This window comes from Micromonospora sp. NPDC023869 (assembly GCF_055559695.1).
The window spans coordinates 73,535-95,014 of sequence record NZ_JBVHKD010000003.1 but is presented as its reverse complement, the minus strand read 5'-3'; the positions used below and the strand labels follow the sequence as shown (position 1 = coordinate 95,014).

Sequence of the window (21,480 nt, the reverse complement as noted above, 5' to 3'; positions counted from 1 at the left end):
GCCGCGTCGCGCCGCGTCACCGGGCCGGGCCCGGCCCGGCCGACGGCTTGTCACGGGGCAGCGGCAGGTCACGGGGCAGCGGCGGGTCAGCGGACGGCGGCCTCGTCGAGGTCGGCGGCGAGCGACTCCGGCGCGCGCATCCGCCAGGCGTCGGTGACCAGCTCGGCGAGGCGGTCCACCCCCACCGCCGCCAGGCGCAGCATGACCAGGGGCAGTCCGTCGTAGCCGGGGGTGGTGAAGAAGAGGTCGGGCTCGCCGAGCAGCAGGGCCTGCTTCTCGGCCTCGTCCCCGACATAGAGCACGGCCACGTCGGTGCGGATCACGCGCGGCCTGCCGGGCAGCCGCTCGGGGTAGGACCAGACAAACCCCTTGTCGGCCACCCGGAAGTCGAAGCCGTCGCTGTCGTTCTCGACCACGTGCGGCAGCGCGAGCGCCACCCGCCGGACGTCGTCCGCGTCAGCCATTGTCGTCCGCGTCAATCATCGTCGCCCGCGTCAGCCATTCGGGACCCCTTCCGCCCGCGTGGTCGCGGCACGGCGACAGGCTAGTCGCCGGGTCGGACATCCCGGCGGTTCGGCTCGACCGATTCGCCTCACAAGCGGCCAAAAGCGCCGATAATCCCTCATGTACGTCTGTCGACGACGGCACCGGGAGGGCGCAGATGGACCGAGACGACGGCGGCACCCCGCCCGCCCCGACCGCCACCGAGGCGGCCCTGACCGTCAACGGCACCGCTCACCACCTGCGGCTCGACGCCCGGGTCACGCTGCTCGACGCGCTCCGCGACGAGATCGGCCTGGTCGGCACCAAGAAGGGCTGTGACCAGGGCGCCTGCGGGGCGTGCACGGTGCTGGTGGACGGTCGGCGGGTGCTGTCCTGCCTGACCCTCGCGGCGCAGTGCGACGGCCGGGAGGTGACCACGGTCGAGGGACTCGCCGACGGCGGCCGCCCGCACCCGATGCAGGAGGCGTTCGTCCGGCACGACGCCTTCCAGTGCGGCTTCTGCACCCCGGGACAGATCATGTCGGCCGTCGCGCTGCTGCGGGAGCGGCGGGCCGCCTCCGACGACGAGATCCGGGAGTTCATGAGCGGCAACCTGTGCCGCTGTGGCGCGTACCCGAACATCGTCGCCGCGATCCGCGAGGTCGCCGGCCAGGGGGTCGGTTGACCGTGCGCGAGTTCGAGTACCTGCGGCCGGAGGACGTCGGCGCGGCGGTGACGCTGGTGAGCGAGCGACCCGCCGCCCAGTACCTCGCCGGGGGCACCACCCAGGTCGACCTGATGCTCAAGGACGGCATCCTGGACCCGGACCGGGTCGTGGACATCACCCGGCTGCCGCTGCGCGGGGTGACCACCGACGGCCGGGCGCTGCGGGTCGGCGCGCTGACCACCATGGAGGAGATGGCCGCCGACCCGACGGTGGCGGTACGCCTGCCGCTGGTGCGGACCGCGCTGCTGGCCGGGGCGTCGACCCAGCTCCGCAACATGGCCACCATCGGCGGGAACCTGTTGCAGCGCACCCGCTGCCGATACTTCCGCGACCCGACCGTGCCCGAGTGCAACAAGCGGCACCCGTCGTCCGGCTGTGCCGCGATCACCGGCGCCGGGGCCCGGATGCACGCCGTCCTCGGCGCTGGGGAGAGCTGCATCGCGCTGCACGCCTCCGACCTCTGCGTACCGCTGGTCGCGCTGGACGCCGTGGTGCACATCCGGGGCACCGACGGCGAACGGACGGTCCCGCTGACCGACTTCTATCTCCTGCCGGGCGAGCGTCCGGACGTCGAGACCGTGCTGCGCCACGGCGACCTGATCACCGCAGTCGAGGTTCCGTTGCCGCCGGAGGCCGTACGCTCCGGCTACCTGAAGGTCCGCGACCGCGCCTCCTACGAGTTCGCGCTCGTCTCGGTCGCCGCCGCCGTCACCGTCGCCGACGGCACGATCACCGAGGCGCGGATCGGTCTCGGCGGCGTCGGCACCATCCCCTGGCGGGCCCGCGCGGCCGAACGCGTGCTCACCGGCGCGCCCGCGACGCCCGAGACCTACCGGGCCGCCGCCGAGGCGGAGCTGCGGGACGCGTTCACCGTGCCCGGCACCGCGTTCAAGCCCGAGCTGGCCCGGCGCACCGTCGTCCGCGCCCTGACCGACATCGTGGGTGAACTGCCATGACGATGACCGAACCGGTGACCGTGGTGGGTGCCGGCGTCGACCGGGTGGAGGGGCCGCGCAAGGTCGCCGGCGCGGCGGCGTACCCGTCCGACGTCAGCTACCCCGGCATGGCATACGCGGCGCTGGTCCGCAGCACCGTCGCGCACGGGCGGATCGAGGCCCTCGACACCACCGCCGCCGAGGCGATGCCCGGAGTCCTGGCGGTGATCACCCATCGCGACGCGGCCCGGCTGGCCGCCGGACCCACCACGCCCATCGGGCCCACGCCACCGCCGCCGATGCAGGACGACCTGATCCGGCACCACGGGCAGTACGTGGCCGTCGTGGTGGCGCAGACCCGACAGCAGGCCGCCGCGGCGGCCCGCGCCGTCACCGTCTCCTACCGCAGCGCCGAACCGACGGCGGCCCTGGACGACACCGAGCTGCGCGTCGACCCGTTCGGCACCGACGTCACGCGCGGCGACGCCGCCGCCGCGCTCGCCACCGCCGACGTGGTGCACGAGGCGACCTACCGCACCGCGGAGAACACGAACAACCCGCTGGGCCTCTTCACCACCGTCGCGGTCTGGGAGGGCGACACGGTCACGGTGCACGACTCCACCCAGTGGACCTCGAACACCCGGGCCACCGTCGCCGCCGTGTTCGGGCTGCCGCAGGAGGTGGTACGGGTCTACGCGAAGTACGTCGGCGGCGGCTTCGGCGCGGGACTGCGGGTGTGGCCGCACGTGCTGCTGGCGGTGCTCGCCGCGCGTACGGTGGGGCGACCGGTGACGCTGACGCTCACCCGGCCGGAGATGTTCACCGGCGTCGGGCACCGGCCGGACACCGTTCAGCGGCTCCGGATCGGTGCTCGGCGCGACGGCACGATCGTCGCGATCGACCACGAGGCGACGCAGACCGTGGCGGTGGCCGACGAGAACACCGAGCCGGTCGCGGCGGCCGGCGCGACCGCGTACGCCTGCCCGAACGTGACCGCCCGCGACCGGCAGCGACGGCGACACATCCCGTGCCCGGGATCGATGCGCGCGCCCGGCGAGGCGCAGGCGAACTTCGCCCTGGAGTCGGCGCTCGACGAGCTCTCCTACCGGCTCCGGATGGACCCGCTGGAGCTGCGGCTGCGCAACGACGCCGAGGTCCACCCGGAGTCCGGGCTGCCGTGGTCGAGCAGGGCGCTGCGGGACTGCTACGCGGTCGGGGCACGCCGGTTCGGCTGGTCCCGCCGTGATCCCCGGATCGGTGCGATGCGGGACGGCCGATGGCGGGTCGGCCTCGGCGTGGCCGGGGTCAGCTACCCGTGGTGGCAGGTGCCCTGCCGGGCCCGCGCCACGGTCAGCCGGGACGGCACCGCCTACATCCGCAGCGCCGCCACCGACATCGGCACCGGGACGTACACAGTGATGCGACAGCTCTCCGCGGAACTGCTCGGGCTGCGGCTGGACCAGGTCCGCTTCGACCTCGGCGACTCGCAGATGCCCCCGGCGCCGCAGGCCGGCGGTTCCGGGCTGACCGGTGCCCTGGGCAACGCCGTGTACGCGGCCTGCCAGGCGCTGGTCCGCACGGTGCTCGACCTGGTCACCACCGACGCCCAGTCACCGCTGCACGGCTGCGCGATGGACGACGTGATGGTCAACGGCGGTCGGCTGCACCATCGGGGCGACGCGCGCCGGGGCGAGAGCTTCGCCGCGATCCTGGACCGGCACGGCCTCGACGAGCTGACCGCCGACGGCGCGAGCGCCCCGCCCGACCCGCAGCAGATCGGGATGGCCCCGGCCGGGGCGTTCGCGGCCAAGTTCGTCGAGGTGCACGTCGACCCGGACCTGGGACTCGTGCGGGTGCCCCGGGTGGTCTCCGTGGTCGACGGCGGGCGGATCCTCAACGAGAAGCTCGCCCGCAGCCAGATCGTCGGGGCCACCGTCGGCGGCATCGGGCAGGCGCTGCTGGAGGAGACCGTCACCGACCCGGACACCGGCCGTATCGCCAACGCCACCCTCGGCGACTACCTGATCCCGGTGAACGCCGACATCGGCGAGGTGGACGTGGTCTTCGTCGGCGGTCCGGACCGGGCCACCCCGATCGGCACCAAGGGCATCGGCGAGGTCGGTCTGCCGGGCATCGCCGCCGCGATCGCCAACGGCGTCTACCACGCCACCGGCACCCGGATCCGGTCGCTGCCGATCACCCTCGACCAGCTCCTCTGACCCGCCTCCTCCTCCGACCTGCCTCGCCGAACCCACCGCACCGGCCGGTACGACGACGGCGGGGGCGGGACCTCTCGATCCCGCCCCCGCCGGTCAGGCGCCTGCGATCAGGAGGTGAACTTGTCCAGGGCCAGCTCGATGGCGCCGTTGTCCGGCTGGGCGTACGACTTCAGGGTCTCGCGGTTGTAGGAGATGAAGCTCGGGCAGCGCCCGGCCGGGGCGTTGATCCGACCGCCGTCGCCGAGCTTCTCACCGGTCTGGGCGTTGTGGAAGGTCAGGGTGTAGCGGGACGAGATGTAGTCGACCGTGACCTGCTTGTCGTCGCGGTCCTTGTACTGGCACTTGCGCGGCTCGCCCTCGCTGCCCTGCACGAAGGTGAGGCAGCCGACGACCGAGACGGTCGCCCAGTCGGAGGTCCGGGCGTAGTACGGCTTGTTGAAGCCGACCGACTTGCTCAGCCAGGTACCCGGGCGGTCCGGGTTGTTGGCGAAGGTGTAGACCTTGGCGCCCTTGGCCGAGGTGTACGGCGCGGCGTTCAGCACCGGGTTGCCGTCGCAGACGGCGTTGAAGTCGCTGGAGTTGCGGGCCGTGACGGCGTTGTTGTTGCCGTTGCCGCCGCCGTTGTCCGGCTCGGCCGGCGTCGGCGAGGGCTCCGGGCCGTCGCCGCCCTCGGTGTCGCCGCCCGGCGACGGGCTGCCGCTGGTGGCGACCTGCGAGGGCTCGTCGTCGTCGCCCAGCACGAAGTAGCCGATGGTGCTGCCGCAGGCGACCAGCACCGCCATGACGGCGGCGCCGATGCCCAGACCGAGCCAGACGCCCCGGTTACCGCCGGACTTCTGCGGCTGGACGGCGTAGGGCGGAGGAGGCGGGGGCGTGGGCGCGCCGTACGGCGACGACGGGTATCCGGGGGCACCGGATCCGCTCGTGGGGTACCCCGGGGCGCCAGGCCCGCTGGTCGGGTATCCCGGGGCGCCAGGCCCGCTGGTGGGGTATCCCGGGGCACCGGGCCCGCTGGTCGGAGAACCCGGCGGCATCGGGTAGCCCGCCGGACTGCCGGGCGGCATCGGCGGCGGACCGACCGGGGAACCGGGCGGGGTACCCCACGGGGCGGCGTTCGGGTCCGGCTGCCCTCCGTACGGAGAGTGGCTGTCGCTCATCTGAAACCCTTGTCAAGTCGAGAGGCTCACTACCGATGATCAGGATCAGGGTAGTGAGCAGCGCAAATCCTGGTGGCACACCTGTGCCACGGTCCCGGGGGGTGGACGCGCCACACTCCGGAAACACTCACTCTGGGTATCCACTGTGCTGCGGTACGCCGATCTTCGGCCCGGTGCCACCGAAAATCGGGCCATCCTAGGCACTCAGCGTGATCTTTGCCATACGACAAGCGGATGCAACGATCCGGCAACGATCCCGGGCATCGACGAACCCCACATCGCTACTGAGCGTGCGTTCAGGAAAGGGTTCTCCGGGTCGCGCACCCGCCGAAAGTCCGCTCCGGCGCCGAACGGTCCGAGGTGGACGCACGCGTCGGTGTGGGCCGCGCCGCTGCCGGGTATCAGAGCAGCACACCGGCGACGAGGAGAACGACATGACCGAGCCCCGCTACACGCCGATCGCGTTCGCCGCGGCCGGCGATCTCGTGCGCAACGACGGCGACCCGGAGGCCGGCGAGGTGGTCGGCGCGGACGACGCCGCGGCCGACGCGGCCCGGGCCGGCGCCGACATCGACCTGACCGGAGCGCAGCGGGACACCGACCCGACCCCGGTCGGCGCCGCCGACGCCGAGGCCGACCGGCGACGCGCCGCGGGTGAGCTCTGACGCACCGCGCGACCGTCCACGACGACGCCCCGGGAGGCTCTCCCGGGGCGTCGTCGCGTCCGCATCGCTTCGATGGCGCTAAATGTTGCGCCGGTGTTTCCGGCCATCGTAGGCTCCCGTGGGAGCGCTCCCGGGCCTCCGTCCCTTCTCGTCGGAGGGCCTACCCCACCACGCCCAGATTGCGACGGTTCCCATGAAGCATCCCCCGCGCCGCACCCGGCGCCTCCTGGTCGCGGCCGGTGCCGTCGGCGCGCTGACCCTCGGCACGCTGGCCGCCCTGCCCACGACCGCCGCGATGGCCGCGCCCGGCTGCTCGGTCACCTACACGACGAACAGCTGGTCCGGCGGGTTCACCGCCAGCGCGACCATCACCAACGTCGGCGACGCGCTCAACGGCTGGACGCTCGGTTTCCGCTTCCCCGACGGCGGCCAGCGCCTCGCCGAGGGCTGGTCGGCCACCTGGAGCCAGAGCGGCAGTGAGGTCACCGCCCGGAGCCTGAGCTGGAACGGATCGCTGGCCACCCGCGCCAGCACCACCATCGGTTTCAACGGCACCTTCACCGGGGCGAACCCGTCGCCGACCTCGTTCACCCTCAACGGCACGGTCTGCACCGGCTCGACCACGCCCACCACTCCCCCGCCGACCACGCCGCCACCGACCACGCCGCCGCCCGGCGGGCAGACCCCGGTGGCGATCAACGGGCAGTTGCGGGTCTGCGGGGTCAATCTCTGCAACCAGTACGGCCGGCCGATCCAGTTGCGCGGCATGAGCAGCCACGGCCTCCAGTGGTTCGGCAACTGCTACAACGACGCCTCGTTGGACGCGCTCGCCACCGACTGGCGGGCCGACCTGTTCCGGATCGCCATGTACGTGCAGGAGGACGGGTACGAGACCGACCCGGCGGGCTTCACCAACCGGGTCAACGCCCTGGTCGAGGAGGCCACCGAGCGGGGCATGTACGCGATGATCGACTTCCACACGCTCACGCCCGGCGACCCGATGCACAACCTTCAGCGGGCCAAGACCTTCTTCGCGGCGGTGTCCGCGCGGCACGCGTCGAAGAACAACGTGATCTACGAGATCACCAACGAGCCCAACGGGGTGAGTTGGTCGACCATCAAGAACTACGCCGACCAGGTCATCCCGGTCATCCGCGCCAACGACCCGGACGCGGTGGTCATCGTCGGCACCCGGGGCTGGTCCTCGCTGGGCGTCTCGGAGGGCGCCAACCACACCGAGATCGTCAACAACCCGGTGAACGCGAGCAACGTCATGTACGCGTTCCACTTCTACGCCGCGTCGCACCGGGACAACTACCGGGCCGAGGTCGAGCGGGCCGCCGCCCGGCTACCGTTGTTCGTCACCGAGTTCGGCACCGTGGACTACACCGGTGACGGCGCCGCCGACCTGGCCAGCAGCACCCAGTGGCTGGACCTGCTCGACCGGCTGAAGATCGGGTACGCGAACTGGACGTTCTCCGACAAGGCCGAGGGCAGCGCCGCGTTGCGGCCGGGCACCTGCAACGGCAGCAACTACACGGGTACGTCCGTGCTGACCACCTCGGGCGCGTTCATGCGTGAGCGCATCCGGACCCCGGACAACTTCCCGACGAGCTGACCCGATGGCGGCCCCGGCACAGATCCGCCGGGGCCGCCACTCACCGGGCGTTCCAGTAGCCCACCCCGGTCAACTGTTGGCGGCCCACGCCGAGCCCGCGCCGGATGTGCTTGACGATGCTGCGGGTGGCGGCCGCCTCGCAGGCCACCCAGTAGTAGCCGCCGTCGCTGGCCGGCATCCCGTCGCGAACGGTGTCGACCAGGTGCCGCCCGTCGTCGCGGCGCGGCACCCACACCACCTCGTGGTGCGCGCGGGCGCGGGCAACCAACTCCTTCTCGTCCTCGTGGGCGTACTCGATCCAGACCGTCGCCGGGATGTCCCGCGCGCTGTCCAGCAGGCTGTTCACCGCGGGCAGCGAGGCCGCGTCCCCGACCAGATAGAGGTGCCGGGGCGCCGGGTCGGGCAGGGCGAAACCGGTGCCGTGCACGGTGGCCTCGATGGTGTCGCCGGGCCGGGCCGCGCCGGCCCAGCGGGCGGCGACGCCGTCGTGCAGCGCGAACTCCAGATGGAAGCGGCCGGTCTCCGGGTCCGGGTCGACAAGCGTGTACGCACGCTGGTGCGCCCGCCCGCCGTTGTCGAACCAGAGCCGGATCCACATGGTCGGGTGGACCTCGCACTCCTGGAGCAGCCCGCCACCGTCGACCAGCAGGCGCTGGTACCGCTCGTTCACCGGCGCGGAGTCCAGGACGGTCAGTCGGAAGTTCCGCCCTCCCATCGCCTTGAGGACCAGCGACTCCCAGTTCCGTTTCACCCGTGCCTCCTGCTACCGTCCCGCAAAGTTAGGTTAGGTTAACCTAACTCGCCGATCTTGGCGAGGCACACCAGCGCGGGCTCTCCGACCGCGCGACGTGGCCACCCACCCTGCCCATCCGAAGCGAGGCAGCATGTACCAGGAGAAGATCGCCGACCTCGGCACCCTCAGCCTGACCACGGTGGACCCGATGGTCGACGCGGAACTCCTGCACGGCTGGGTCACCCAGCCCCGCGCGGTGTTCTGGGGCATGGGTTCGCACACCCTCGACGAGGTACGCGAGATCTACGAGTTCGTCGACGCCCTGACCACCCATCACGCGTACCTGATCCGGCTCGACGACGCGCCGATCGGACTGTTCCAGACCTACCAACCGGCGGCCGACCCGGTCGGCGAGCGTTACCCGGTACGGCCCGGCGACATCGGGATGCACCTGCTACTCGCCCCGCCAGCCGGCCTGCCCCGCGCGCTGGCCGGTCCGGTTGGCGCCGCCCTGGCCCGATTCCTGTTCCTCGACCCGACCCGGGACCGCATCGTCGTCGAGCCCGACGTCCGCAACGACGCGGCCCGACGTCGGCTGCTCGCCGAGGGGTTCACGCTGGCCGAGGAGATCGACATGCCGGACAAGCGCGCCCAGCTCGCCTTCCTCACCCGGGCCCGGTTCGAGGCGGACCGACCGGTGCCGACCTGGCACTGACCCGGCACACGACACCGCCCGGCCACCAGTGGGGAGCCTGGCGACCGGGCGGCCGTCGCGGGTGGACACCCGCTTCGTGGTGACGCCGACGGGGCGACGAGGATCAGCGGCTCACTCCTCGCCGCCGTCGTCGCCCTCGTCGTCACCGAAGGAATCGAAGACCTCCTCGGCGACCATGCCGCCGGCGAATCCGAGCGCCGCGCCGCCGACCACACCGGCGGCGACCGCGCCCATGCCCGGCCCGCGCCGCTCGTGATGCTCTTCCTGGTAGTGCCCGTACGTGGGCTGCTGCGGAGGGTAACCGACCGGCTGGCCGTAGCCCGGCTGGCCGTAGCCGGGTTGCCCGTACCCAGGCTGGCCGTAGCCCGGTTGTCCGTAGGCGGGCTGGCCGTAACCCTGCGGGCCGGGCTGGGCGAAGGCCGCGCCGGGGTGCAGGGTGCGGTACTGGTCGAGCGCCTGACGGAACCAGCCGTCGACCTCGGCGGCCCAGTCCCGCTGGTCGGCGTCGGCGTGCGCCACCCGGTAGCGGCCGTAGGAGTCGTGCCCACCGGTGAACAGGCCACCGCGCCGGTCGAACTCCAGCACGATGTCGACGCCCTGCTCGTCGGCGAGGAAGGTCAGCTCGACCTCGTTGATCTCGTGGGCGTACTGCGGCGCGGCGAAGAACTCGATCTCCTGATAGAAGGGCAGCGTCTGGTGCGCCCCGGCGATCTGCCCGTGCTCCAGGTCGGCGCCCTTGAACTGGAATCCCAGCCGCCCGAACGCCTCGAGGATCCGCTCCTGCACCGGCAGCGGGTGCACGAACACCGGGTCGAGGTCGCCCTTGTCGACCGCGCCACGGATGGCGACCTCGGTGCGTAGGCCCATGGTCATGCCGGGCAGCCGCTGGCCGTACACGTCGGTCACCGGGGTCTGCAACGGCATCGGGATCTGGAACGGCAGGACCAGGTGCTGCCCCTCGGCGAGGCGCAGCCCGCCCGCGACCGGCACCCGGTGGAACTCCACGGTCGCGTCGTGGTCGCCGTCCGCGCCGTCGACCTCGACGCGGGTGACCAGGCTCAGCACGACCTGGTCGATGTCCACGTCCTGGTTGCCGCCGGTCAGGTTGACCTGGCCGGTCAGCACCGAGCCGGGACGGGTGCCCGGGTCGGACAGGACCGTGTCGACGCTGGGCGCGCCGATCCCGAAGGCACCCAGCATCTTCTTGAACACCACGAGCTTCTCCCTCGACAGCAGGCGCGACCGTGGCACGGACGTGAAACTTCTACGCCTCAGCCGTTGTGTCGCAACGGAATCGGCGCCGTCCATCATGGATCCCGTCGAGTTGGGAAGCTAGCACCGGCGGCTGAAAAGTAGCTGAGAGATATCACACTGTCACCATCAGTGAGAGTCCCTCACGCGGTGCAGCCGCCGGTCGCCCTGGTCAGCCGCGTACCGGGCCGAGCAGCGAGTCATCCGGACCGGCCGAACCGGCCGCGTATTCCTGCAACGGCACGCTCCCCGCCTTCCAGGCGGCCAGCACCGGCTCGACGATGCGCCAGCACTCCTCGGCCACGTCACCGCGCACCGACAGCGTCGGGTCGCCCTCGAACGCGCCGCGCAGCACCTCGCCGTACGCAGGCAGCTCGCCGGGGCCGAAGTCCGCCGTCAGGTGCACCTGGTCCAGGTCGAACGGGTTGCCGGGACCGTTGATGTTCAGGTTCAGCCCGAGACAGTCCGGCCCGAACCCGATCCGCAGCCGGTCCGGCTCCTCGTACCCGGTCAGGCCGTCCGGCACCCGGGCCGGCTGTTTGAAGGTGATGACGGCTTCCTTGCGTACCGCCGACGTGGCCTTGCCGGAGCGCAGCCGGAACGGGACCCCGGCCCAGCGCCAGGTGTCCACCTCCAGCACCACCTCGGCGAGGGTCTCGGTGTTCCGGCTCGGGTCCACGCCCTCCTCGGCCGCGTAGGCCGGCAGGTGGCGGCCGTCGATGTCGCCCGCCGTGTACCGGGCCCGGCGGGTCGCCGCCACCGGGTCGTCCTGCCACAGCCGGACGGCCCGCAGCACCTGCGCCTTGCGCCCGCGCAGCTCCTTGGCGCTCAGCGTGGGCGGCGGCTCCATGCCGAGCAGGGCCAGCACCTGGAGCAGGTGGCTCTGCACCATGTCGACCAGTGCGCCCGCCCGGTCGTAGTAACCGGCCCGGCCCTCCAACCCCAGGGTCTCGTCGAAGACGATGTCCACGCAGGCCACATGGGTGTTGTTCAGCACCGGCTCGAAGATCCGGTTGGCGAAGCGCAGGCCGAGCAGGTTCAGCACGGTGGACTTGCCGAGGAAGTGGTCGATGCGGTGCACCTGGTCCTCGGGCACCAGGGTGGCCAGCAGCTCGTTGAGCGAGCGCGCCGAGATCCGGTCGACGCCGAAGGGCTTCTCCAACATCAGCCGGGTGCCCGGCGGTACGCCGATGCGGGCCAACGCGGCGGCCGACCGGGCGGTCACGAACGGCGGCAGCGCGAAGAAGATCACCACCGGGCCGGCACAGCCGCTGAGCAGCCCCCGCAGGTCCTCCTCGCGGGTCACGTCGGCGCTCACGTACCGGGTCTCGCGGAGCACCTCGGTCTCCACCGGCCCCTGCGCGCCGACGCTGGCGAAGGAGTCGGCCACCCGGCGACGCCAGCGCTCGTCGTCCCAGTCGTCCATGCCGCTGCCGATCAGCCGCAGGTTCGGCACCGCGCCGCTGGCCAGCAACCGGCCCAGACCGGGCAACAGCAGCCGGCCGGTCAGGTCGCCGCTGGCCCCCAGCACCAGCAGCGTCTGCCGAGGGGTGGCGGAGGTCGCGGAGGCGGCTGCGGGAGTCTTCGGTGCCGACGTCGTCATGCCTCCACCTTGCCCTGTCCGCTCCGGGACCGGGCAGCGACCCCGCCGACGTCCGCCGCCCGTGCGCGCAGCGCATCGAGACCCACGCGGATCGTGACCGGTCCGCCCGCGTCCGACCCGGTGCGGCGATCTTCGTGTGGCAGGCTGGTCCCATCCCGCCGGACGGACGACGCCGGCGTGCCTACCCTGCGAGGAGACGATCGATCCGATGGCTGCGGACGTCACCACCACCGACGAGTGGCAGGCCCTGCGCAAGCACGCCGACGAGATCCGCGCGACGCACCTGCGGGACCTGTTCGCCGGTGATCCCGACCGGGGCGAGCGGTTGACCGTCGAGGTGGCCGATCTCTACGTCGACTACAGCAAGAACCTGGTCACCGACGAGACCCTGAACCTGCTGACCGCGCTGGCCGAGCGGGTCGGGCTCACCGACCGCATCGCCGCGATGTTCGCCGGAGCGCACATCAACGGCACCGAGGACCGGGCCGTCCTGCACACCGCGCTGCGGCTGCCCCGCGACGCCACGCTGACCGTGGACGGTCAGGACGTGGTGGCCGACGTGCACGCCGTCCGGCAGCGGATGGCCGAGTTCGCCGACCAGGTGCGGTCCGGCCAGTGGCGCGGGCACACCGGCGAGCGGATCCGCACCGTGGTCAACATCGGCATCGGCGGTTCCGACCTCGGACCGGTGATGGCGTACGAGGCGCTCAAGGCGTACCGCGACGCCGGCATCTCCTGCCGGTTCGTGTCGAACATCGACCCCACCGACATCCACGACACCACAGCCGACCTGGACCCGGCCAGCACGCTGTTCGTGATCGTGTCGAAGACCTTCTCCACCCAGGAGACCCTGGCCAACGCCCACCAGGCCCGGCGCTGGCTGCTGGCCGGGCTCGACGCGGGCGACGAGGCGGTGGCCCGGCACTTCGTCGCGGTCAGCACCAACGCCCAGCGGGTGGCGGACTTCGGCATCGACCCGGCGAACATGTTCGGCTTTTGGGACTGGGTCGGCGGACGCTACTCGCTGCCGTCGGCGGTCGGCCTATCGGTGCTGCTCTCCATCGGTCCGGCGCGCTTCGACGAGATGCTGGCCGGCTACCACGCCATGGACGAGCACTTCCGCACCGCACCGATCGCCCGTAACGCCCCGGTGCTGCTCGGCCTGCTGAACATCTGGTACGCCAACTTCCTCGGCGCGCAGACCCACGCGGTGCTGCCGTACTCGCAGTACCTGCACCGGTTCCCGGCCTACCTGCAACAGCTCACCATGGAGAGCAACGGCAAGTCGGTCCGCACCGACGGGCAACCCGTGTCGTACGACACCGGGGAGATCTTCTGGGGTGAGCCGGGCACCAACGGCCAGCACGCCTTCTATCAACTGCTACACCAGGGCACCCGGCTGGTGCCGGCCGACTTCATCGGGTTCAGCGAGCCCAACCACGAGATCGGCGACATGCACGACCTGTTCATGTCGAACTTCTTCGCCCAGACCGCCGCGCTGGCCTTCGGCCGCACCGCCGAGCAGGTGGCCGCCGAGGGCACCCCGGCCGACCTCGTACCGCACCGGGTGATGGCGGGTAACCACCCCACCACCTCGATCACGGCCCCCAGCCTCACCCCCGCCACGCTCGGCCAACTGGTCGCCCTCTACGAACACATCGTCCTCACCGAGGGCGCGATCTGGGACATCAACCCCTTCGACCAGTGGGGCGTCGAACTCGGCAAGGTGATGGCCAATCAGCTCGCTCCCCTGCTGACCGGCGACGAACCCGACCTGACCACCCTGGACAGCTCCACCGCCGCCCTCATCCGCCGCTACCGCACCCAACGCAACCGCCCCTGACACCCGACGCGGGCTTCCCGGGGCGCGCGCCGCACGCCAGGCACGCGCCCCAGCACGCCCGACGCGCGGCACAGCACGCCCGACACAGCACGCCCGGCGCGCGGCACAGCACGCCGGGCAGGCCGCACGCGGGGCACGCCGAGCACCCGGGCACGCGGCACGGCAGGCATGCGGCACGCCGGGTACACGGCACGCCAGGCAGGCGCCACAGGGGAAGGCCGCACGGCGGGCACCCGGCTCGGCACGTCGGACGCTCACTTTGCCGCTCGCTTGCGCCGGCCCACGCAAGATCCGCGCAACTTCATCGAAGTTGCTGCCTCCAGGCGCCTCCGAGGCAGCAACTTCACCGAAGTTGCGCGGATCTTGGCGAACTCGCACCGGACACCGCACCGGCACCTCACCCCGCACCGCCCCGCACCGCCCCGCACCGCCCCGCACCGCCCCGCACCGCCCCGCCCCGCACCGCACCGCACCGCCCCGCCCCGCCCCGCCCTCACTGCCCTACCTCGCCCTGCCCCGCCCTAGCGCGTTGATCAAGGAGTTTGGGTCACGCCACCTCGGTGCGAACAACCAAAACTCCTTGATCACCCGGGTCGGGGCCTTGCACCCCGCGATCATGGAGTTGTGGCGGTTACAAAGTTGGTCGAAGTTACACAAAACAGTTGCCACGCCTCCATGATCGGCACAGGAGATCGAGGGCGGGCACGAAGGCTGGGGCAAGGCCAAGGCCGGGGCAAGACCGGAAGGCCGGGGCAAGACCGGAAGGCCGGGGCAAGACCGGAAGGCCGGGGGCAAGTCAGCGGGGCTCTGGAAACTACGTGCGCGACCGGACCCAGCTCATCCGTCGCGCCCATTCCCGAGACATGCGCAAGCGCCTCGGCAGCTCATCGCCGTACGCTCGGGACAGCGAAGCGGCCGGGCGAACGGCGACCGATCTGGGAGGCGGCGAGCGAGAAGGTCCCCGCGACGCCACGCATCGCAGGACGACTCGGCATCCAGCCCGGCGCGCCGGCGACCACTGGTCGCCATCCGCGCAGACCGAGCCGCACCGAACCGCCCGCCGCCCAAGCTGGCCCGTCAGCACTCTCGTCGGAGACGGGCGCGACATCGACTCGTCCCGGACCTGCTACCGCTGTAGCGCCCACGCAAGCCCACCCGCGCCTTGACACATAGACATAAAGGTCATGCTCGATCCTGGATCGAGTGGTTATCGTGGCGCTGGAATGCCACTCGATCCAGGATCGAGCGTGACCTTGGCGGGGCGGGGTGCCACTTCACCACCGGAGACGGCGTACATCTGTGGGTCTGAGCCCTGTCGAGCTGAACCGTTTGTGCTGTCACGACGGGCATCGGCGTGCGTAACGGCGAGTCATCCTCCAAAGCGATCCGTCTGCGCTATCAGCTCGACAGCGCCCGCACACCCCACTCCACCTGCCCAGACGCTCTGCGCACCAACCCACCGCGTCCGCAGGGCACCCCACAACTCGCCGAATCCGGTCCATCGACCTCGCGGTGCCCGGCCTTCACGGTCGTCGTTCGGTTGGCTTTCGGGGGGCTCTGGCCCAATGGGTCAGGAGCGGGTACCCGGCCTTCCCCGTGGGTCGGGTGCCCGCGTCCCTGACGCGACCGAGGAGCGAGTGCGTGACGACGACCGACATACGCGAATTCGACGTCATCGGCGAGCACGCCGGGGCGGCCCGACTGTTGGAACAGACCCTGTTCGAGGTGAAGCGGGTCATCGTCGGGCAGGACCGGCTGGTGGAGCGGCTGTTGACCGCGCTGCTGGCCCGGGGGCACTGCCTGCTGGAGGGCGTACCCGGGGTGGCGAAGACGCTCGCCGCCGAGACCCTGGCCACGGCGGTGGGCGGCAGCTTCGCCCGGATCCAGTTCACCCCGGACCTGGTGCCGTCGGACATCCTCGGCACCCGGATCTATCGCCCGTCGACGGAGAGCTTCGACGTGGAACTGGGACCGGTGATGGCCAACCTGGTCCTTGCCGACGAGATCAACCGGGCTCCGGCGAAGGTGCAGTCGGCGCTGCTGGAGGTGATGGCCGAGGGGCACGTGTCACTCGGTGGTCGCACCTATCCGGTGCCGACTCCGTTCCTGGTGCTGGCCACCCAGAACCCGATCGAGTCCGAGGGGGTGTATCAGCTCCCGGAGGCGCAGCGTGACCGGTTCCTGATGAAGGTCGTGGTCGACTACCCGACGGACGACGAGGAACTGGGCATCCTCTATCGGATGGGCACCAGCAGCCCGGCCGCCCGGCCGGTGCTGGACCCGGCCCGACTGGTGGCGCTCCAGGCCCGGGCGCGCGAGGTGTTCGTCCATCATGCGTTGGCCGAGTACGTCGTACGCCTGGTGCTGGCCACCCGGGACCCGCGCCGCTTCGGGTTGGCCGACGTGGCGGACCAGCTCGCGTACGGTGCCAGCCCCCGGGCCACGCTCGGCCTGGTCGCCGCGGCACGGGCGCTGGCCCTGCTGCGGGGCCGCGACTACGTTCTTCCCGCCGACGTGCGGGAGATCGCCGCCGACGTGCTGACCCATCGGCTGGTGCTCAGCTTCGACGCGGTCGCCGACGACGTGGACGCCGGTGAGCTGGTGCGGCGGATCGTGGAGGCGGTGCCACCGCCGCAGATCGCCCCGGCGCAGGAGCAGCAGGGGCCCGGCCTGGGGGCGGCGGCGTGAACCCGCACACGACGAGTATCGGGCGGCTCGCGCCGCAGGGTCGGCTGCGCCGGTTGGAGTTGACGATCAACCGCCGCCTGGACGGGCTGCTGCACGGCCAGCACCTGGGGCTGCTGCCCGGTCCGGGCAGCGAGCCGGCGGGCAGCCGCGAGTACCGGGCCGGTGAGGACGAGGTCCGGCGGATGGACTGGTCGGTGACGGCGCGGACCGCCGTGCCGCACGTGCGAACCGTGGACGCGGACCGGGAGCTGACCACCTGGACGCTCGTGGACGCCACGCCCAGCATGGACTTCGGCACCGCCGAGCTGGAGAAGCGGGAGCTAGCGGTGGCGGCCGTGGCCGCCGTCGGGTTCCTCACCGCCGGCACCGGCAACCGGCTCGGCGCGCATCTGCTCGGTGACGCCGGGGTACGTCGCTTCCCCGCCCGCACCGGACGCCACCACCTGATCAATCTGCTGCGGACGTTGATGGAGGTGCCCCGGGGCCGGCCCGCCATCCAGCCGGTGGCGCTGGCCGACGGGATCGACGGGCTGCGCCGCTCCGCCGGTCAGCGCGGTCTCGCCGTGGTGGTCTCCGACTTCCTCGACGGCCTGCCCGACGAGGGAATGGGCGGCGCGGACGGGCCGCCGCCGGACTGGGAGCGCCCGCTGCGGCGGCTGGCCGCCCGGCACCAGGTGCTCGCGGTCGAGGTACGCGACCCGCGCGAGCTGGAACTGCCCGACGTCGGCCTGATCACGCTCGTCGACCCGGAGAGCGGTCAACGCCGTGAGGTGTCCACCGGCAGCCGCAAGCTGCGGGAGCGGTACGCGGCAGCCGCCGCCGCCCAGCGCCTTGCGGTGACCCGGGCGTTGCGGCGGGCCGGTGCGTCGCACCTGCCGTTGAGCACCGACCGGGACTGGATCGCCGACATCGTCCGCCACGTCCACGCCCAACGACGGCTCGCCCGAGCCACCCGACCACCGACCGGAGGTAAAGCGTGAGCTGGGAATCGCCGGAAAGGTTGTGGCTGCTCGCCGGGGTGGTCGCGCTGGTCGTCGGCTACCTGGTGATGCAGCGGCGACGCAGCCGGTACGCGGTGCGGTTCACCAACCTGCGACTGCTGGACAAGGTCGCGCCGGCCCGCCCGGCGTGGCGGCGGCACGTACCGGCCGGTCTGTTCATCGCCATGTTGGCGCTGCTGGTGGTCGGTTTCGCCCGGCCCACCGACGAGGTACGCGTACCGCGTGAGCGGGCCACCGTGATGGTCGCGGTGGACGTGTCCCGGTCCATGCTCGCCGACGACGTACCCCCGGACCGGTTGGTCGCCGCCAAGGACGCGGCCCGGGAGTTCGTCGCGGACCTGCCGGAGGAGTTCAACGTGGGGCTGGTGGCGTTCGCCGGCAGCGCCTCGGTGATGGTGCCACCGACCGGCGACCGGGAGGTGATGGCGGCCGGCATCGACCGGCTCGACGAGGGCGTCACCGGCGTGCAGGGCACCGCGATCGGCGATGCCATCGACGCCTCGCTGGAGTCGATCCGCACGCTTGACGCGCAGGCGGTCGAGGAGCCGCCGCCGGCGCGGGTGGTGATCCTCTCCGACGGGGCCAACACCACCGGGCGCAACCCGACCTCGGCGGCGGGCGACGCGGTCGAGGCCGGGGTACCGGTCGACACCATCTCCTTCGGCACGCTCGACGGCCAGATCGGCGCGGGACAGCGCGTCCCGGTCGACGGGGAGACCCTGCGGGTCGTGTCGGAGCAGTCCGGGGGCGGCTACTACGAGGCGGGCAGCAGCGCCGAACTGCGCGAGGCGTACGCCGACATCGGCTCGTCGGTGGGTTACCGGATGGAGCGGCAGGACGTGTCGGCCCGGTTCATCGGTGGCGGGCTGGTGCTCGCGCTGCTGGCCGCGGCGGCGTCGATGCTCTGGTTCTCCCGCCTGCCGTGACGACTTCGAAGGGACAGTTCATGACGAGCACGATTCCGGGCCTCGGTGAGCCGCGTGGGCCGCGGTTCGTCTCCCCGAACCTGCATGGCGATGCCACCCCGGCGGGCGTACCGGGAGTCGCGTCGGCGCCGCCGGTCGTACCCGCCGTGCCGGGTGGGCCGGTCGGGCCGGACACGCCGCCGGAGCTCTCCCCCGGCGGTGGCCCGTCGCGGTGGCCTCGGATGTTGCTGGTCGGGTTGACGTTGGTGGCGGTCTCGGCGGGCGCCGGTGGGGTGGCCGGTCACCTCGCCGCCCGCGACGACGCGCCGGAGGCGGCGGAGGCCGCCGCGCCGCCGCTCGCCCTCGGGCCCGGTGGCGACCTGGTGGCCGCCGCCGACCGGGTCCTGGCCGGGGTGGTGTCGGTGCAGACCTCCTCCGGCGGGCGCGGTGCCTCCGGTTCCGGTTTCCTGATCGACGACCGGGGGCACGTGGTCACCAACGACCACGTGGTGGCCCGGGGTGGCACGATCCAGGTGGTCGGTCAGGACGGCCGTCGGTTGACCGCGCGGTTGGTCGGCCGTGACCCGGGTACGGACATCGCCGTGCTGCGTGTCGATCCGGGCAACGGGCTGCGCCCGCTACCGCTCGCCCCCACCGGGCAGACTCGGGTGGGCGAACCGGTGCTGGCCGTCGGTTCGCCGCTGGGGCTCTCCGGCACGGTGACCGCCGGGATCGTCAGCGCGCTGGACCGCCCGGTCCGGCTCGGTGGTGGCGCTCGGCAGCCGGCGGTGCAGACCGACGCGTCCATCAACCCCGGCAATTCGGGCGGGCCGCTGGTCAACGGGCGGGGCGAGGTGGTCGGAGTGAACACCGCCATCGCCACACTGGAGGGGGGCGGCAACATCGGGATCGGCTTCGCGGTCCCGATCGACCGCGCGTCGCAGGTGGCGCAGAGGCTGATCGCGAGAGGGTGACGGGGACATGCGGCTGCTCGTGGTGGAGGACGAGGAGGACCTGGCCGGCGCGTTGCGGGTCGGGTTGGTCCGCGCCGGTTACGCCGTCGACGTCGCGGTGGACGCGGCGCAGGCGTACGAGCTGCTGCTGGTCAACGCGTACGACCTGATGCTGTTGGACGTCAACCTGCCCGACGAGGACGGGTTCGCGGTGTGCCGGGCGATCCGCTCCGGCGCGGTCGAGGTCGCCGCTGGGCAGGACCTGCGGGTGTTGATGCTGACCGCCCGGGGCGCCCTCGGCGACCGGGTACGCGGGCTCGACGAGGGCGCGGACGACTACCTGGTGAAGCCGTTCGCCCTCGTCGAGCTGCTGGCGAGGGTGCGGGCCCTGTTGCGGCGGGACACCGGTGGCACCGGGGTGGTGCTGACCGTGGGGGCATTGACCCTGGACGTGGCGCGGCAGGAGGCCCGTCGCGGCGTACGGGAACTCCAGCTCACCCGCAAGGAGTTCGGGGTGCTGGAGTACCTGATGACGCACCCCGGTCGGGTGGTGCCCGCCGAGGAGCTGTTGGAGCACGTCTGGGACGCCAACGCCGACCCGTTCACCGAGACGGTCCGGGTCACCGTGGGTACGCTGCGGCGCAAACTCACCGGCACCGACACCGAGCCACCGATCGAGACGGTGATCGGGCGCGGCTACCGGTTGCGAGAGGTGGCGGCGTGAGCGAGCGGACTGGGGTGTAGACGTGAGGCTGTTCCGGTCGATCCGGTTCCGGTTGACGGTGCTCTACTCGACGCTGCTGTTCGCGCTGGCCGGGGCGGGGCTGGCGGTGGCGTACGTGGCGGTGGACCGGGCGGTGGACCCCAAGCCGATCAGCAAACGGTACGAGGCGCAGCTCTACAAGCAGAAGGAGGACGGTCGGACGGTGGCCACCGGAACCACCATCGAGGTGGCCGAGGTGCAGCAGATAGAGGACGAGGTCAACCTGCGCCTGTTGCAGACCGTCCGGGACTACTCGCTGATCGCGCTCGGTGGGCTCTTCGTGGCCAGCCTCGGCATCGGGTGGGTGCTGTCGGGGCGGGCGTTGCGTCCGGTGGGCGCGATCGCGCGTACCGCCCGGGACATCCAGGCCACCGACCTGTCCCGCCGGATCCGGCTGGCCGGTCCCCGCGACGAGCTGCGGGATCTCGGCGACACCATCGACTCGATGCTGGATCGGCTGGACCACGCCTTCCACGCCCAACGTCAGCTCATCGACGACGCCTCGCACGAGCTGCGCAGTCCGCTGGCGATCATCCGGGCGAACCTGGACGCCTCGCTGAACTCGCCGGAGGCGACCGAGTCGGAACGTACGGCGGCGGTGGCGACGATCGACCGGGCGACCACCCGGATGTCGCGGTTGGTCGAGGACCTGCTGGCCACCGCCCGCCGGGACGCCGACGCGATGGCCGACACCGACGTCGACCTGAGCGCGGTGGCCCGCGAGGCGGGCGAGGACTTCGGCCCACTGGCCGCCGGGCGCGGGCTGCGGTTGCGGTATGCGCTCGACACCGACCTGGGGCTCATCGGCGACCCGGACGCGCTGCGCCGGGCGGTGGGCAACCTGCTCTCCAACGCGGTACGCCTCTCCCCGCTGGGCGGTGCCGTGCAGGTGGCGACCGGACGGGCGGGCGGCTGGTTGTGGCTGGCGGTGGCGGACGAGGGGCCGGGTATCGCCGAGGACGACCAGCGCCGGGTCTTCGACCGGTTCTGGCGCGGCGAGACCGGGCGGGGCGACTCGGGTGATCGGCGTACCGGACTCGGGCTGGCCATCGTGCGGCAGATCGTGGAGTCGCACGCCGGGCAGGCGGCGGTCTTCTCCCGGCCCGGCGCGGGCAGCGTCTTCGTGTTGTGGTTGCCCGCCGCGGACCGGGCCGACGACGCGCCGCCGCCGGTCACCTCACCGCTCTGATCTGGTCTTCCGCCGCACAGCAGCCGCGCCGG

At 72.2% G+C, this 21,480-nt stretch carries 18 protein-coding genes; 13 read left to right on the top strand and 5 right to left on the bottom strand.

Going from position 1 to position 21,480, the window contains the following annotated elements; translation table 11 throughout:
- Window positions 1-86: 86 nt before the first annotated feature.
- Window positions 87-464, bottom strand: a complete 378-nt coding sequence (locus tag ACZ31C_RS11005; protein ID WP_465795101.1) for an MmcQ/YjbR family DNA-binding protein — start codon at window positions 462-464, stop codon at window positions 87-89.
- Window positions 465-661: 197 nt separating this feature from the next.
- On the opposite strand from ACZ31C_RS11005, the gene ACZ31C_RS11000 reads away from it, so the two are divergent.
- From ACZ31C_RS11000 to ACZ31C_RS10990, 3 genes are read left to right on the top strand one after another with little or no spacing between them, the layout of a single operon-like run.
- Window positions 662-1,168, top strand: a complete 507-nt coding sequence (locus ACZ31C_RS11000) for a (2Fe-2S)-binding protein (RefSeq protein WP_465795100.1) — start codon at window positions 662-664, stop codon at window positions 1,166-1,168.
- Window positions 1,169-1,170: 2 nt separating this feature from the next.
- A complete protein-coding gene (locus tag ACZ31C_RS10995; RefSeq protein WP_465795481.1) occupies window positions 1,171-2,166 on the top strand; it encodes an FAD binding domain-containing protein in 996 nt (331 codons plus the stop codon).
- Window positions 2,163-4,364 carry a xanthine dehydrogenase family protein molybdopterin-binding subunit gene (locus tag ACZ31C_RS10990; RefSeq protein ID WP_465795099.1) on the top strand — a complete coding sequence of 734 codons (2,202 nt, stop codon included), beginning with the start codon at window positions 2,163-2,165 and terminating at the stop codon, window positions 4,362-4,364. The genes ACZ31C_RS10995 and ACZ31C_RS10990 overlap by 4 nt, the downstream gene beginning before the upstream one ends.
- Window positions 4,365-4,471: 107 nt before the next feature.
- Here ACZ31C_RS10990 and ACZ31C_RS10985 read toward each other — a convergent pair whose 3' ends face one another.
- Window positions 4,472-5,521 carry a hypothetical protein gene (locus ACZ31C_RS10985; RefSeq protein ID WP_465795098.1) on the bottom strand — a complete coding sequence of 350 codons (1,050 nt, stop codon included), beginning with the start codon at window positions 5,519-5,521 and terminating at the stop codon, window positions 4,472-4,474.
- A gap of 434 nt (window positions 5,522-5,955) precedes the next feature.
- Here ACZ31C_RS10985 and ACZ31C_RS10980 point away from each other — a divergent pair, with 434 nt between their 5' ends.
- Both ACZ31C_RS10980 and ACZ31C_RS10975 read left to right on the top strand, forming a co-directional pair.
- A complete protein-coding gene (locus tag ACZ31C_RS10980; RefSeq protein ID WP_396748376.1) occupies window positions 5,956-6,186 on the top strand; it encodes a hypothetical protein in 231 nt (76 codons plus the stop codon).
- Between the two features lie 193 nt (window positions 6,187-6,379).
- Complete coding sequence (locus ACZ31C_RS10975) at window positions 6,380-7,804, top strand: cellulase family glycosylhydrolase (protein WP_465795097.1); 1,425 nt, start codon at window positions 6,380-6,382, stop codon at window positions 7,802-7,804.
- 40 nt (window positions 7,805-7,844) lie between these two features.
- Here ACZ31C_RS10975 and ACZ31C_RS10970 read toward each other — a convergent pair whose 3' ends face one another.
- Entirely contained in the window at window positions 7,845-8,555 is a 711-nt protein-coding gene (locus ACZ31C_RS10970; protein ID WP_465795096.1) for a siderophore-interacting protein, read from the bottom strand.
- Window positions 8,556-8,688: 133 nt separating this feature from the next.
- Here ACZ31C_RS10970 and ACZ31C_RS10965 point away from each other — a divergent pair, with 133 nt between their 5' ends.
- Window positions 8,689-9,252 carry a GNAT family N-acetyltransferase gene (locus ACZ31C_RS10965; RefSeq protein ID WP_465795095.1) on the top strand — a complete coding sequence of 188 codons (564 nt, stop codon included), beginning with the start codon at window positions 8,689-8,691 and terminating at the stop codon, window positions 9,250-9,252.
- A gap of 111 nt (window positions 9,253-9,363) precedes the next feature.
- Here the strand turns inward: ACZ31C_RS10965 and ACZ31C_RS10960 are convergent, their stop codons facing one another.
- Window positions 9,364-10,467: a sporulation protein gene (locus ACZ31C_RS10960; RefSeq protein ID WP_465795094.1), complete on the bottom strand. Its 1,104-nt coding sequence runs from the start codon at window positions 10,465-10,467 to the stop codon at window positions 9,364-9,366.
- A 208-nt stretch (window positions 10,468-10,675) separates the two neighbouring features.
- Entirely contained in the window at window positions 10,676-12,106 is a 1,431-nt protein-coding gene (locus ACZ31C_RS10955) for a glucose-6-phosphate dehydrogenase (protein WP_465795093.1), read from the bottom strand.
- 208 nt (window positions 12,107-12,314) lie between these two features.
- On the opposite strand from ACZ31C_RS10955, the gene pgi reads away from it, so the two are divergent.
- The 7 genes from pgi to ACZ31C_RS10920 all read left to right on the top strand — a co-directional run bounded on the left by pgi (window position 12,315) and on the right by ACZ31C_RS10920 (window position 21,448).
- A complete protein-coding gene (pgi, locus tag ACZ31C_RS10950) occupies window positions 12,315-13,949 on the top strand; it encodes a glucose-6-phosphate isomerase (protein WP_465795092.1) in 1,635 nt (544 codons plus the stop codon).
- A 1,656-nt stretch (window positions 13,950-15,605) separates the two neighbouring features.
- Window positions 15,606-16,637, top strand: coding sequence for an AAA family ATPase (locus ACZ31C_RS10945; RefSeq protein ID WP_396748536.1), 1,032 nt, complete (start codon window positions 15,606-15,608; stop codon window positions 16,635-16,637).
- On the top strand, window positions 16,634-17,617 hold the full coding sequence (locus ACZ31C_RS10940) for a DUF58 domain-containing protein (protein WP_465795091.1): 984 nt from the start codon (window positions 16,634-16,636) through the stop codon (window positions 17,615-17,617). Before ACZ31C_RS10945 ends, ACZ31C_RS10940 begins: the two co-directional genes overlap by 4 nt.
- Window positions 17,614-18,564 carry a VWA domain-containing protein gene (locus ACZ31C_RS10935; RefSeq protein WP_465795090.1) on the top strand — a complete coding sequence of 317 codons (951 nt, stop codon included), beginning with the start codon at window positions 17,614-17,616 and terminating at the stop codon, window positions 18,562-18,564. Before ACZ31C_RS10940 ends, ACZ31C_RS10935 begins: the two co-directional genes overlap by 4 nt.
- Before the next feature lie 20 nt (window positions 18,565-18,584).
- Window positions 18,585-19,517 carry a S1C family serine protease gene (locus ACZ31C_RS10930; RefSeq protein WP_465795089.1) on the top strand — a complete coding sequence of 311 codons (933 nt, stop codon included), beginning with the start codon at window positions 18,585-18,587 and terminating at the stop codon, window positions 19,515-19,517.
- Between the two features lie 7 nt (window positions 19,518-19,524).
- Window positions 19,525-20,220, top strand: coding sequence for a response regulator transcription factor (locus tag ACZ31C_RS10925; protein ID WP_465795088.1), 696 nt, complete (start codon window positions 19,525-19,527; stop codon window positions 20,218-20,220).
- 22 nt (window positions 20,221-20,242) lie between these two features.
- Complete coding sequence (locus ACZ31C_RS10920) at window positions 20,243-21,448, top strand: sensor histidine kinase (protein WP_465795087.1); 1,206 nt, start codon at window positions 20,243-20,245, stop codon at window positions 21,446-21,448.
- Window positions 21,449-21,480 lie beyond the last annotated feature (32 nt).